At 33.9% G+C, this 14,227-nt stretch carries 7 protein-coding genes; 3 read left to right on the top strand and 4 right to left on the bottom strand.

The window, feature by feature from the left end; translation table 11 throughout:
• The first annotated feature begins 101 nt into the window (after positions 1–101).
• Positions 102–5,450, top strand: a complete 5,349-nt coding sequence (locus Q0845_RS17100; protein ID WP_298515794.1) for a BspA family leucine-rich repeat surface protein — start codon at positions 102–104, stop codon at positions 5,448–5,450.
• 326 nt (positions 5,451–5,776) lie between these two features.
• Entirely contained in the window at positions 5,777–6,214 is a 438-nt protein-coding gene (locus Q0845_RS17095; RefSeq protein ID WP_298515792.1) for a lysozyme inhibitor LprI family protein, read from the top strand.
• 423 nt (positions 6,215–6,637) lie between these two features.
• Here the strand turns inward: Q0845_RS17095 and Q0845_RS17090 are convergent, their stop codons facing one another.
• From Q0845_RS17090 to Q0845_RS17075, 4 genes are all read right to left on the bottom strand, one after another.
• On the bottom strand, positions 6,638–7,576 hold the full coding sequence (locus Q0845_RS17090) for a carbohydrate kinase family protein (RefSeq protein ID WP_298515926.1): 939 nt from the start codon (positions 7,574–7,576) through the stop codon (positions 6,638–6,640).
• Positions 7,576–8,751, bottom strand: a complete 1,176-nt coding sequence (locus Q0845_RS17085) for a glycoside hydrolase 100 family protein (RefSeq protein WP_298515789.1) — start codon at positions 8,749–8,751, stop codon at positions 7,576–7,578. The genes Q0845_RS17090 and Q0845_RS17085 overlap by 1 nt, the downstream gene beginning before the upstream one ends.
• Entirely contained in the window at positions 8,748–10,064 is a 1,317-nt protein-coding gene (locus tag Q0845_RS17080) for an MFS transporter (RefSeq protein ID WP_298515787.1), read from the bottom strand. The genes Q0845_RS17085 and Q0845_RS17080 overlap by 4 nt, the downstream gene beginning before the upstream one ends.
• Positions 10,065–10,308: 244 nt before the next feature.
• Complete coding sequence (locus Q0845_RS17075; RefSeq protein WP_298515784.1) at positions 10,309–12,924, bottom strand: TonB-dependent receptor; 2,616 nt, start codon at positions 12,922–12,924, stop codon at positions 10,309–10,311.
• A 159-nt stretch (positions 12,925–13,083) separates the two neighbouring features.
• Here Q0845_RS17075 and Q0845_RS17070 point away from each other — a divergent pair, with 159 nt between their 5' ends.
• Positions 13,084–14,106: a LacI family DNA-binding transcriptional regulator gene (locus Q0845_RS17070; protein ID WP_298515782.1), complete on the top strand. Its 1,023-nt coding sequence runs from the start codon at positions 13,084–13,086 to the stop codon at positions 14,104–14,106.
• The last annotated feature ends 121 nt before the right edge of the window (positions 14,107–14,227 follow it).

The raw sequence follows: 14,227 nt of genomic DNA, 5'->3' as shown, positions 1-14,227 counted from the left end.
ACCCTTTTGTAACCCCTGTATAACCCTTTTGTATACCCGTTAAACATCTTTCTTTCTAAGTGCTAGCTATATTTTTGCAAAAAAATAACCGCCATAGCCTTATGAAAAAAAGTGCACTGATATATTCATTAATTTATTTTATAATATCTTCTAACTTTGTTTTTGCTCAAACATGTAATGTCCCAGACAACATCTACCAAAACAACTTTGACAGGATAATTTCTAGTAGTTTTTATGACTTCGGTCAATCTTTTACAGCTCCTTGTAACGGAAGTGTACAAAGTATTAGTGTGTTTACGAGTGAAGTAACCGCACCTGTTACAGGTACATTAAACATTTATAATGTAGTTCCATTTTCAGTTGTTGATACTGTAGAACCTGTTTATCAACAGCCCATAACTTGGGAAACAAGTTCATCAGTAGTGCATCAAATTACGGAACTATCTACACCATTTCCTGTTGTCAGTGGGCAACAATATACATTTATAATAACGGGAACTGTTGGTAGAGTATCTTACCAATCTCATAATTTTCTTCAATATAGCGAAGGTAAATTTATGTCTAGAAATCCATCCACCAGTAATTGGGTTAGAGATAGTGGTAGGTCTCATAAATTTCAAGTACATTTTACCGATGTAATTGCTCCAGAAGCACAATGTAAAAATGCAACTATTTATTTAGATGAAAATGGACAAGCAACTTTAAACCCTTTAGATGTAGATGACAATACTCCTGGAGGAGTTGTCAATAGGTCTGTGTATCCAAATACTTTTAATTGTAGTAACTTAGGAACAAACGAAGTGACTTTAACGGTAAATGATATAGCTCTTAATTATGACTCTTGTGAAACTACTGTCACGGTTGTAGATAATTTACCACCAGTAAATACCTCATGCCCAGATAATATTGTTGTTAATAATTGCGGACTTGCACCTGTAACTTACGATATACCAACATTTACTGATAATTGTAGCATTCAATCTGTAGTTCGGATTGCTGGTCTTGAAAGCGGATCAATATTTCCAATCAATCAAACAACAACTGTGACCTACAGAGCCACAGATAATTCTGGAAATATTACAGATTGTTCATTTACAGTAAGGCCTCAAGATATCGTTCCTCCTTCTGTTTCGGGCATCCCTGAAGATCAAATAATTAACATTTCTGACAGTGACAGTTGCGAAGGATTTATAACTGCTTATACACCTAGTGTAACAGATAATTGTCCAGGTGTAATTACAGAGCAAACAGCAGGAATTTCTGGTACAGGACCGTTTCCAGTAGGTACTACTGTTAATACATTTAAGTTTACCGACATAGGAGGAAATGTTACTACAGAATCTTTTAGTGTTACAGTTATTGATAACTCTCCGCCTATTATTACTGGTATTCCCGACGATCAAACAATTTACTTAAGTGATGATTGTGACGGATTTATTTCTCCATACACTTTTCAAATAACAGATAATTGCCCAGGAACAACTTACATTCAAACTAGTGGTATGTCAGATAATGGACCATTTCCGGTAGGTACTACTATAAATACATTTGAATTTACAGATGCCGGTGGAAATGTTACTACAGAATCTTTTACAGTTACTGTTGTTGATTCAGCACCCAATGCATATTGTCAAGACATTAGTGTAGCGTTAGATTTTAACGGTTTAGCAACTGTGACCACAGCAGATATAAACAATGGCTCTTTTGATAATTGTAGTATAGCATCACTTTCTTTTAGTGCATTAAGTTTTAATGGTGCTACCAGTAATACTGATCCCACAGATGTTTATTTTGGTAATAACTTAACATATTATTTTCATCAATACTCTTTTGTAGCACCTGTTACGGCAGAATATGAATTTATTTTTAATGGAACCAGTAGTGATAATCAAGGCATTGTTATGATTTTATGGGATGATATTCCTGTTAGAAATTCAGGTAGTATTGCAACAAGACCAGAAGCTCATGGAAATACACTTACAGATGCAGTTACTGTTAGAGGAAATGGTGGGCTATTTGTCTTCGGAACAGAGTCATTCAATTTAATTGGAGGAGAAACATATTATTTTGATATTACAACTAATACTCCAGGCTCTACCGTTACCTATCAAGGAAATGTACTTATTAAAAATGCAGAACTCAACTTTTCATGTAACCCAGGAGTGTATCCTGTAGAGCTAATTGTAGAAGACAATAATGGACTTACAAGTAATTGTACAGCTACTATTACTGTGACAGAACAGGTTCTAGCATTTGAAACTTGCCCTACTGACCAAACATTTTCAGTAGATAATTCAGATTCATGTACCGCTACTATAACGTATGACGAACCTACATTGGTAAGTGCATCTTGTGGATCAAGTGTTGTACAAACTGCTGGTTTGCCTAGTGGAAGCGATTTTCCAATAGGAGATACGTATATGGAATTTGCTGCTATTAATGGCTTAGGAGAAACCATAGCTTCTTGTAGTTTTATTTATACTGTAGAAAGCGGCTCCTCACCTTGTAGTAATGGAAGACCTTTTATTACTACTTGGAGAACAAATGAACAGGGAGACGGAGAAGATGATGAAATTCTTATTCCTACTATTGGCGGAGGTTATAATTATACTGTAGATTGGGGAGATGGTAATATAATTTCTGGCTATACCGGAGATGCATTACATCAATACAGTGCCGAAGGCGATTATACAGTACGAATATATGGAGACTTTCCAAGATTCTTTTCCATAGGCGGCCCCGGAAATTCTAATTTACCTAATCGTAAGTTAAAAGAAATCAATCAATGGGGAGATATTGAGTGGCAATCAATGGACTCTGCCTTTAAACGTTGTGAAACTATAGAAGTTTTAGCAAACGACACTCCAGATTTATCTAATGTAACAAGCTTAAAAAGTATGTTTGAAGCTTGTTATGGAGTTGGAAGCACAGCCAATGATTCTTGGAACGATTGGGATGTTTCAAATATCCTTACCATGAATAGTATGTTTATGATAAGTCTCAATTTTAATCAAGACATAACTAATTGGAATGTAAGTAATGTAAACAATATGTCTCAAATGTTTTTTGGGGCACAAAAATTTAACCATGAAATAGGAGGCGCAAATGGATGGGATGTAAGTAGTGTAACAACTATGTTTGGAATGTTTGCCTTTACAGATGATTTTGATCAAGATTTAGGAAGTTGGGACATAAGTAATGTTACAGAGATGTCTTTGTTTTTTAATCAAGCAAATGCCATGTCTTTAGAAAATTATGATGCTACTCTTATCGGTTGGGCAACAGATAATAGTGGTATGTCTGGTGATAATGTTGATGATATTCCTAGTAATATTACTTTTCATGGCGGATTGAATCAATATTGTGACGCCTATGCAGCAAGAGCATCTTTAATAAATGATTATAGTTGGAACATTACAGATGAAGGATTGGCGTCTTCTTGTGATTACTTTATCACTACTTGGCAAACTACGCAAGCTAATGAATCAATAACTATTTATATAAACTTAGACGATTTTCCTTCAGAAGCATACAGTTATACTATAGATTGGGGAGATGGAAATATAGACACAAATGTTTCTACAAATATGTCTCATCAATATGCGTTACCAGGAAATCATTTTGTGAGAATTAGTGGTGCTTTTCCACAAATAACTCAAGGAGGAGATACCAGTAACGCTGCCAAACTACAAGCTATAAACAATTGGGGAACAAATTCATGGGAATCAATGCAAGGAGCTTTTCAAGGTTGTTCTAATGTACAGTTATTAGCTACGGATAGTCCAGATTTATCATTAGTCATCTCTACAGATTATATGTTTTATGGATGCCAAAATTTCACAGGACATGATAGTATGAATAATTGGGACATGAGTACCATTCTTAGCATGAGACAAATGTTTTCAACTGCAACTAACTTTAATGCGAATATTAGTGGTTGGAATGTAAGCGAGGTAACAGATATGTTTGGACTTTTCTTAGTAGCCTCATCCTTCGATCAAGACATTAGTGGTTGGAATGTTGGCAATGTAACAAACATGGAAAGCATGTTCAATTTAGCAAGTTCTTTCAATAAAAATATTAGCGGATGGAATGTTTCTAAAGTCAAGAATATGGAAAATATGTTTTATAGTGCTGCTGCATTTAACCAAGAGATTGGCGATTGGAATGTTGGTCTTGTAGAAAACATGAGAAGTATGTTTAACGAAGCTTCAAGTTTTAATGGAGATATTTCTAATTGGAATGTAGAAAATGTGCTTGTAACAGATACAATGTTTAGAAATGCGACATCCTTTAATCAAGATTTAGGAGGCTGGAATGTGAGTAGCGTTACCAATATTTACGAAATGTTCGCAGGAGCCATAGCATTCGACCAAAATTTAGGTGCATGGGATATCAGCGCTCTATCAACAGCTAATGGCACCTTAGGAGCTGCAGGTATGTTTAATGGAGTTCAACTTTCTATCGAAAACTACGATGCGTTATTAATTGGTTGGAGTACACTAGATACTTCAGTTGGAGAAACACAGATTCCAACTAATATTTTATTTAGTGGCGGTAATAGCTATTATTGCGAAGGCGAATCAGATAGACAAAACTTAATAAGCAACTACGGTTGGAATATTGATGATGGAGGTGTAGATTCTAATTGTGAAATTATAAAAGTATCACCAAAAGTCTATTTGCAAGGAGCAAGTTTAAATCCTAATACAGGAGAAGAAACCTTAATGCGTGATGATTTACGTGTTGGAGGATTAATACCAACAACTTCTCCGTATACAGACAACTTAACTTGTGATATTTCAGTGTTTAATGATGGAGGAAGTACTGGAACAGGAAGTATTGATAAGAATATAGTGGATTGGATTTGGATAGAATTACGTGCTGCGAATGACAATACAAATATTCTATATAGCCAATCGGCTCTATTACAGCGTGATGGAGATATCGTTGATGTTGATGGTATATCTTCAGTAAGCATAAAAATGCCAGAAGGTGAATATTTTATAGCCATCAAGCATCGCAACCATTTAGGAATTATGACGGCTAATGCGTACTTCTTAAGCGATGTAACCACACAACTTAACTTTAAAAATGGTGATATCATTACTAACGGAACAAATGCGCTAACAAGTTTTGGCACTCCTTCTGGGAATTTAGCTATGTGGGCTGGAAATGCTAATGGAGATGCTATTATTCAATACTCCGGAACTAATCCAGATACTCCAAATATTCTTTCATCAGTATTAAATGCCCCAGGAAACTTCTTAAATTTCCCAACCTATAGTGTAAATGATTATCAAAATAATGATATTAACATGGATGGAAACATACAATATTCAGGAATCAATCCCGACACTCCATTCATACTACAGAATGTATTGACACATCCTGGAAATTTTTTGAACTTCAGTACTTATCAAATTACAGAACAAATACCTGAAAACTAGCCATTTTTAATTATTGAATTATTAGTAGATACATAGCATTATTCGCTCGAGTATAAAAAACAAAAAACCTGTAATCTTATAAATTACAGGTTTTTATAACTTCAGTGATCGCAAACCTTCAAAGTTCAAACTTTTTGAGGGAGGATTTGAAAGTGATTAACCAATTTATAAAAGAACATTTCTCACTGCTTTCTACTCCTCAATTTTGTTTTTAGTTAAAATTCTTTTAGTTTTAAAAAAGGCTATCTTATTTGTGAAGCCTAAGGTCTAGGATTACAAGAAAAATATACTAAATTAGGTATATGCATATATTTATAACATTAAAAATGAACACATTAAAGTTTATATCTCTTTTTATTTTTGGTATTGTCATTAATCATTCTCTGAGTGCGCAAAATTATGAGGATTCTAAATCAATGAAATCCCAAAGCTATATGCGGAATTTTGAAAAAGTCGAATGTGATGATGAAGGCAATACGATTTCAGGAGATAATTATACTCATAAGGTGTGCTTAAATCTTTATTTTCAAAAAATGGACTCTTTAATGAATATAAAATTCAGTGAATATTTAAAAGAGATAAAAAATGATTCTATAAAAAGTTTGGTAATTAATTACCAAGAGAATTGGGTTGAAAACAGAAGATTACAAAGCACAATTGCAACCAGTGGAATTAGAGGTAATATGTTTAGCATTGTTTACATAAGTAATATGGTGTTTATTACCCGAAAAAGATTAGAAGAATTAGAATATCTTCTTAAATAAATACAAATCACAGCATATAATATATGCTATATAGGATCATTGCATATACTTACCTATTTTGAAAAAATCAATTTATACTTTTTTCAATTAATCAAAGTTCTATATAGAATTATCCGCTCGGGTATAAAAACAAAAAAAAAACTGTAATCTTTTAAATTACAGGTTTTTACAATTTCTGTGACCTCGGCAGGATTATTTCATGATCCTTAGCAACTCACTGCTGCAAATAAGAAACCACGAGCTTTCGCTCTAGTTCTTTATTTTCTTCACAAAACTCAAACTAATGGTTTGGTTTTATTCTGAAAACAAAGAACCACGTCAATTTGACGTGGTTTCTTGCTTAATGTGACCTCGAACCTTTAAAGTTCGAACTTTTTGGTGGAAGGTTTGAAGGAGATTGGTTTGTTTGTGAAAGTGTGTAACTTATTTTTTCAATAGCTCAGACAGTATATTGATATTATTTGGCAATCTACCTACATTTTGAAGTTTAAGTGCTGCTAAGTTTAATGCTATATGAAGGCAATTTTCAATGGTATTGTGTTTTAGATATGCAAACAAAAATCCTGACCAAAAGGCATCTCCCGCACCCGTTGCGTCCATAACTTTATTGATTTTTATGGCTGGCATGTCTATTACTTTTTGGTTGCGTTGTGATAGTTTCACACCTTCTTTACCTAAGGTCAAGCAAACCAAATCAACACCTAAATTATGAAAAAAATCAAAGACTTCTTCGTGAGTTAATACATCATCAAATAAGCGTGAAATATCATCTTGACTAATTTTCACCAACGGATTGTAACTACAATATTCTTTGATAATTTGCAACGCATTTTCTTTATCCTTCCATATTTTTTCAGAATAATTAATATCAATACTCAATTTACAACCTAATTCAGATGCTTCTTTCGCTTTTGAAATGATTGTTTTTTGAGCAGGATTTTTACTTAGCGCAAAACAAGTAGTGTGAAAAATAGTTGATTTTTCCAATAAACTTGTTGGTATTTGATCTTCTGTAATTAAAACATCTGCATTTCGATATGGAATAAAATCTGGCGTGTGTAACGATCGTGATACAAAAATAATTGATGTAGGATTTGTAGCAACAGTTTTAACATGGTCAACGTTGATGTCAACTTCATCTAATCTTTCTAAAATATACGCACCCAATCCGTCATCGCCAATACTTGCCACCAACGTTGTGCTGAGTCCTAAACGTGCCGTATTCATCGCTACATTGGTTGGCGATCCGCCTAAATATCTATGGTAATCTCTGGTATTGTTGGTAAGCACACCTTCTTGATGTCCAATAAAATCTACCAAGGCTTCACCTACGCAAAGAATATCTATTTCTTTATTTGTGATCAAACTAATAATCTTTTTCCGTTAATGTATTGTTCTAATAATATTTCTCCTGCGGCGCTCCATGTACACTGCGGAACTCCGATAGCTTTCTGAGTTTTAGTGTTGAAATTTTCATAGAAGCCATAATTCTCTTTAGCGTTTAATTGCTGTATTGCTTTCAACACACTTTGAGGATTCTCTATATAATTTTGACTTACCAAACTCATTCCGTAAAAACCATTTACCATTTGCCAAGTACCGCCATTATGAAATTCATACGGGAAATTTCTAAACTCATATTTACAATTATTGACAAGCAATTTCCAATCGTCATCTTCTTCTTGAATCGTTTTCCAAAATGCAGGTAATAAATTTAGCGGTAAGCTTTCTCGCAATTCTTCAGAATAACGTGTTACTTCTTTTTGAAAAACAGAATCTCCAAGTTGTAATAGTTGTGCAATGGAATTTGCAAATGCATCAAACATCGTTTGGTACCCTGAAGGATTTACAGAAGCCATCCAATAAGAAGTATCTTCCAAATTGTTGTATGCCTTTGGATGAAAAGGTGTTTGATAGCTTGTTTTTCTATAATTTCCGTTTAATTTCTCTGTGATGCGATCAATCTTTATTTGAAACTTCTCAGACGGTTTTAACCTTTGCACACATCGCAACGCCCATAAGCGTAAAACTTGATCGTAAAATGTATGTCCTTCAGTAATATATTCATCTGCCCAATTCCCAGATCGTGGCGTATATATTAAATCATTGTTATTGAATTCCCATGCTTCCAATAGCTTGAATCCTTTTTCAATATTTGGGAGTAATTTTTCTAGTAATTCATCATCCCTCTTTATCCAACAATAATTACAAACACCTATTATAAACCATGAAATAGTATCTACGCGACCTGCTAATCCGCCAAAACTAACTTCAACTTCATTAGTTTCTTTAAAAAAAACATTGGATGGAATTTGTCCTAATTCATGTTGATGATTCGCAAGTGTTTGTAGTGTGTTTTTGAATGTTTTTACTAATGTTTCATCACCATCTAACAAGGCAGAAAGTCCGCAAATAACACCATCGCGCGCCCAAACACGTTTATAATTTGTGATATTTTCGGCACTCGCTAAAAAACCTTTTACAGAACTCGCTTTAAAAAGTAGTTTTTTAGCTTGTATGTATGATTGATTTATCATGTAATTGCAACTTTTTCTTTTGATTTTGTTTGAATCAATAATGTACATACAGCACTAATTAATAATAATACGCCTGCAAATGTGATGGCATTTCGCGGATCGTTGTTTAAAAAATGTTCTAGTATATAGCCAAATGATACGGTTTGAAGCAACATTGGAATGACAATCATCATATTAATAATTCCCATATACACACCGTAGCGCTCCTTTGGAATTTTGTGTACCACCATTAAATACGGAATTCCCATCATACTAGCCCAACCAATACCAAATCCAGTAATGGCAAAAAATAATATGTTTTTATTTTCGATATGCGGAAACACTAAAAATCCAATAGCCGCTAGTACTAAACAAAAAGCGTGTACACGTTTTGGGCTGTATTTTTTTGCGAATCCAACCAACGCAAAGGCAACTAAAAAAGTAACAGCATTATACCAACCATTTACCAAGCCTGTCCAACTTGCAGCTTGTTCATAAGCTTCCGGATTACTTTTTGGTGTGGCATTCCATACAGAAAGCGCAACACTTTTAGAAGAGTTTTGCCAATAACAAAACAATGCGTACCATTGAAATAAATATACCAGCGCCAATTGCCACATTACCTTAGGCATATCGCCAATGGCTTCGTATATTTCAATAAAAGGATAAAAAACACTTCGTTTCTCACTTTTTAAAGTTAGTAACTCTTCTTCTGTTGGAGGAATTTCATCTGTGGTTTTCATAGTCCATAAAATGGAACCAATAGAACAAACTGCTCCTAAAAAGAAGGATGCATACACCCAAGTTGGTAAAGAACCTGTTGTTCCAATAAAAATCATTGGAAATATAAACAAAGAGACATTTGCTAACACTTGTCCCAAACCAGTAAAGAAGCTCTGCATTTGAAATCCTAATGGTTGTTGTTCTTTATCTAATTTATCTGCTATAAAAGCTCGATAGGGTTCCATTGCTGTATTGTTTCCTACGTCTAAAATCCAAAGCAAACCTGCAGCCATCCATAAGGAACTACTAAAAGGAAATGCTAAGAGACAAATACTACAAATCATTGCGCCAATAAAAAAATAAGGTTTTCTTCGCCCAAATTTTGAGTGCCATGTTTTATCGCTCATTGCTCCAATTATGGGCTGAATCAATAAACCAGTCATAGGTCCTGCAAGATGTAATAAAGGGATTTGCGATGGATCAGCTCCTAAAAAATCATATATTGGAGTTACTGCACTTTGTTGCAACCCGAAGCTATATTGAATTCCGAAGAACCCAAGATTCATATTCCATATTTGCCAAAAACTTAATTTAGGTTTCTTAAACTTCATGCTACTCAGTTATTTTTTCTAGAATGTTTTCAAACGCAATTTCTTCTCTTTTCAACTAGTTACTTACTAATCGTAGTATCTTCAAAATAAGAAACTTAATCTATTTCAATATACACAAAGAAAATATGGTATACAGCTATAAAAAAAGCTTTTCATAGTATGTGATTTTTTATGAGAAAAAGAGCCAATATCAGTTGACATCAACTCTTTTAAACTAATTAAAAAACTTATGGTATTCAAATAATTAAAACATGTATTGTAATGTAAGAGAGATTGATCTTCCAGGTAAAGGTCTTGCTCTTACAATATTTGTTTGTCCTTCTACAATACTTCCTTCCTCTGATTCTGTAATTCCTAAAGAATCAAATATATTATTTGCTGCTATGTTTACGTTTAGTGATTTTGTGATCCCAACATTAACAAAACTGTTTACTATTAAAAATCCTGGCATTACCAATTCGTTAGAATCTTGTGCAAATGCTTTCGATTGTCCTATGAAACTTAATCCAACTGAATTTTGTTTTTCATTTCCAAAGTTATATGATGGAATTAAGTTATAAATGAAATCTGGTTGTCTTCTTGGCGTATTCCCTGCGTTGTCTCCAGAATCTACTTCTGCGTCTGTCCAAGTAATTGCTCCACGTAAACTGAAGTCATTAAATCTGTAAAAACCTTCTAATTCAATACCCAATGACTTGTAATCATTTTCAACGATACTATTTGTAGATGCTTCAAATCCGCCTTCTTCTTCTGTTTTTGCGTAGAAAGCTGTTGCATAGATTGCTCCGTTTTCAAAACCTCTCTTATATCCTATTTCTGCCTGATTAATAAAATCTAATGCATTTATACGATCTCCATCTAAATAATCTAATCCCGAGAATAAAATACGATCTGCTTTTGCAGAAGCACCTCTACTGTAACGCCCGAAAACAGCTTGATTGTCTTGTAATTTATAGTTCAATCCTAATGAATACGATACATAGTCGTAATCGTAATCTACGGCAGTAGGATTTGCAGTATCAACAGCAAATACATTTTGCTCTGGCACAGAAATAACTCCATCATTGTTGACATCAAATTCTCTTTCTGTTCCACTTGTAAATGAACCTGAAACACGTCCTTTGTCATAACGTAAACTTGCATCAATAGTAAACTTATCAGATGCTTCTAGTATAAAATTTACGTACGGAGCAGAAACATTGTAGTCCGTATCATAGTTTCTGTGTAAATTCCCCCAAAAAGGAGTTCCATACGCATACAAACCATTTTCACTCAACGCGCCACCTGTTGCATCAAATACATTAATTAAACGTGCATTATCATCGTTTACTTCTTGTAAATATGAATTCCATAACCATGACATTGAAATACTTTGAAATGATTTGAAATATCCTACGGTAACATCTAAATTATCAAACGATTTGGATAATTTGAAATCGTTCATAAAATTATTGAAGTTGTTTAGTTCTACATCAAACATGTGAATTCTAGCAACTAAACTGCTTCCACTTACTGAAGTTCCATCTGTAAAAGCTAGTGTTGAACCTGTTCCAAAAGAATCTGCTATAGTAGTTGCATCTGCTACTTGCGATGGAAATGGCGATACAAAAGCTCCATTATTAGAAGAAAAACGTCCATTGTTACTTACTTTCCAGTTATTTCCTAAATCAAAATTAGCTTGCATTCCAACTGAAGTTGATATTGGACGCATTCCATCTGTTACATCACCTCTACGTAATTGTCCATCAGCACCAAGTCCAACTGTTTGTGTCAAATTTGCACTGTGTAACGATCCTGTAGTAGCATCAAAGTTTGGTGCATTTCCCCAATCTGGATCACTATTTGTACCTGTTACTTGTATTGGCATTGGTAAGTATGCAGCAGCTCTATCATTAAGGTATTTTGCATACACACGTATTGAACCTTTTTCAAACTCTTTTGTTAAGCTTAATTTCAATTGTCCTCCATTATTGGCTGTAAATCCTGTTTCACGGACACCTTCTCCAGCTCTGTAAAATCCACCTGTGTGAAAGTATAAACCATCTCCTATTTTTGAACCATAACTAAAATCAGTTCTGAACGAGTTGTAATCCAGACCAAATGTAGTTCCGATAGCTCCACCTTCATTTTTTCCTGTTTTACTGATAATATTGATAATTCCACCAGGTCCGTTTGACGTTAATGTTGACGCTGAACCTCCTCGAATTGCTTCTATTCTTTTTACGTTATAATCAAATCGAGTAAAAATATCTGCTGTTCCAAAAGAAATATCACCATATAATAATACAGGTAAACCATCTTCTTGTAATTGTACGTATTTAGATCCGCCAGAAGATATTGGCACACCGCGTACTGCAATGTTTGCGTTTCCTTCTCCACCAGATGATTCTGCACGAATACCAGGAATTGTTCTAAAAATTTCTGCGGTAGTTCTTGGTGCCGATTGTTTTATAGTTGCAGGCTGCATACTTGTAACAGATATACTCGATTCTATTTTTGACCTCGGATTTACTACACCTGTAATAATTACTTGATCTAAAGATTCGGCATCATCTGCTAATGTTATTTTAAGTACAATAGCACTTCCGTTTGCTGTTATTGATTGACTGTACGTTGAATATCCTATTGAAGAAGCTTTCAATGTATAAGTTCCATCTTCCACATTTGTAATAGCAAACTTTCCATCAAAATCAGTAACGGCTCCTTTTGTAGTTCCGTCAAGAATAATATTTACACCTGGGATAGGCATTCCTTTTTGATCATTTACAGTACCTGAAATTTTGGTTTGCGCAAATGATAACGTCGTAACCAAAAGTAATAATAAGGAACAAAGACCTTTTAAGTTAGTATAGTTTTTCATTGTATTATTTATAGTTTTTTGGATTAATTTTTAGCTAAATTATATTTATGATGCTACTATTTTACATATTTCTCATCGAAAACGTTTTCGATTTTACCGAAAACGTTTTCGATTTTGTATTTTGGTCATTCTTTAAATAAAAAAACTACTTTAGTTTCCATGAAACCAGTTACTTTAAAAGATATCGCAGAGACTTTAGGGATTTCTGTCACTACAGTATCAAAAGCTTTAAAAGGATATCCTGATGTTAGTAAAAAAACCCGTGCTTTAGTTAAAGAGCTTGCCGAAACATTGAACTATAAGCCCAATGCTTTCGCCGTTAATTTACGAACGGAAGAATCTAAAACAATCGGTTTGATTATTCCTGAGATTGTACATCACTTTTTTTCAAGCGTGATTAAAGGAATTATAAGTCAGGCAGAAAAGAAAGGGTATTTGGTTATCATTTTGCAATCGAATGAGTCGTATGCCTTAGAGAAGAAACAACTTGACTTGTTGATGAATAAACGTGTCGACGGAATTCTGATATCACTCGCTAACGGAACAGCCGATTTTAAACACATTACCGATATCATGGATCAAGGGAAACCAATTGTAATGTTTGATAAGATTGCCAAAATTATCAAATGTTCTAAAGTTATTATAGATGATAGAAAAGCAGCTTACACCGCAACTCAGCATTTAATTGATACAGGATGCAAGCGTATTGCCCATTTTAGAGGTCCATTGTTACCACAAAATTCTATTGATCGTTTTTTGGGTTATAAGAAAGCCTTGCTCGATAATAATATGACATACGATCCATCTTTGGTTTATATTTTTGACGACATGACTTTTGAAGTAGGCGAAATGTTTGCTCGGAAAATTTTATCGGAACATACAGATGTAGATGGCATTTTTGTCAATACCGATTTAGTTGCCATTGGCGCAATTACTGAATTCAATAGACAAGATATCAAAATCCCTGAAGATATTTCTATTGTTGGTTTTAGCAATTGGTTTATGTCTTCTGCCATTACACCTTCTTTGACAACAATTAATCAACCAGGTTTTGAAATGGGAAAAATGGCATTTAAACAGTTATATAAAGAGTTAAAAGCTAAGAAAAAGAAAAAAGATATTGTTCCTAAAATTATTGAACTTGAAACGAAATTGGTGAAGCGAAATTCTACACGATTTTAAATATTAATATTTAAAAAACAAGAAAGCCTTACTATTGCTAGTAAGGCTTTTTTCTTGTGACCCCGAACCTTCAAAGTTCGAACTTTTTGGTAGAGGATTTGAGGGAGATAAGTTTGTTTGT

Source organism: uncultured Kordia sp., assembly GCF_947489565.1.
Classification (GTDB): domain Bacteria; phylum Bacteroidota; class Bacteroidia; order Flavobacteriales; family Flavobacteriaceae; genus Kordia.
This window is presented reverse-complemented; position numbering and strand designations above follow the sequence as displayed.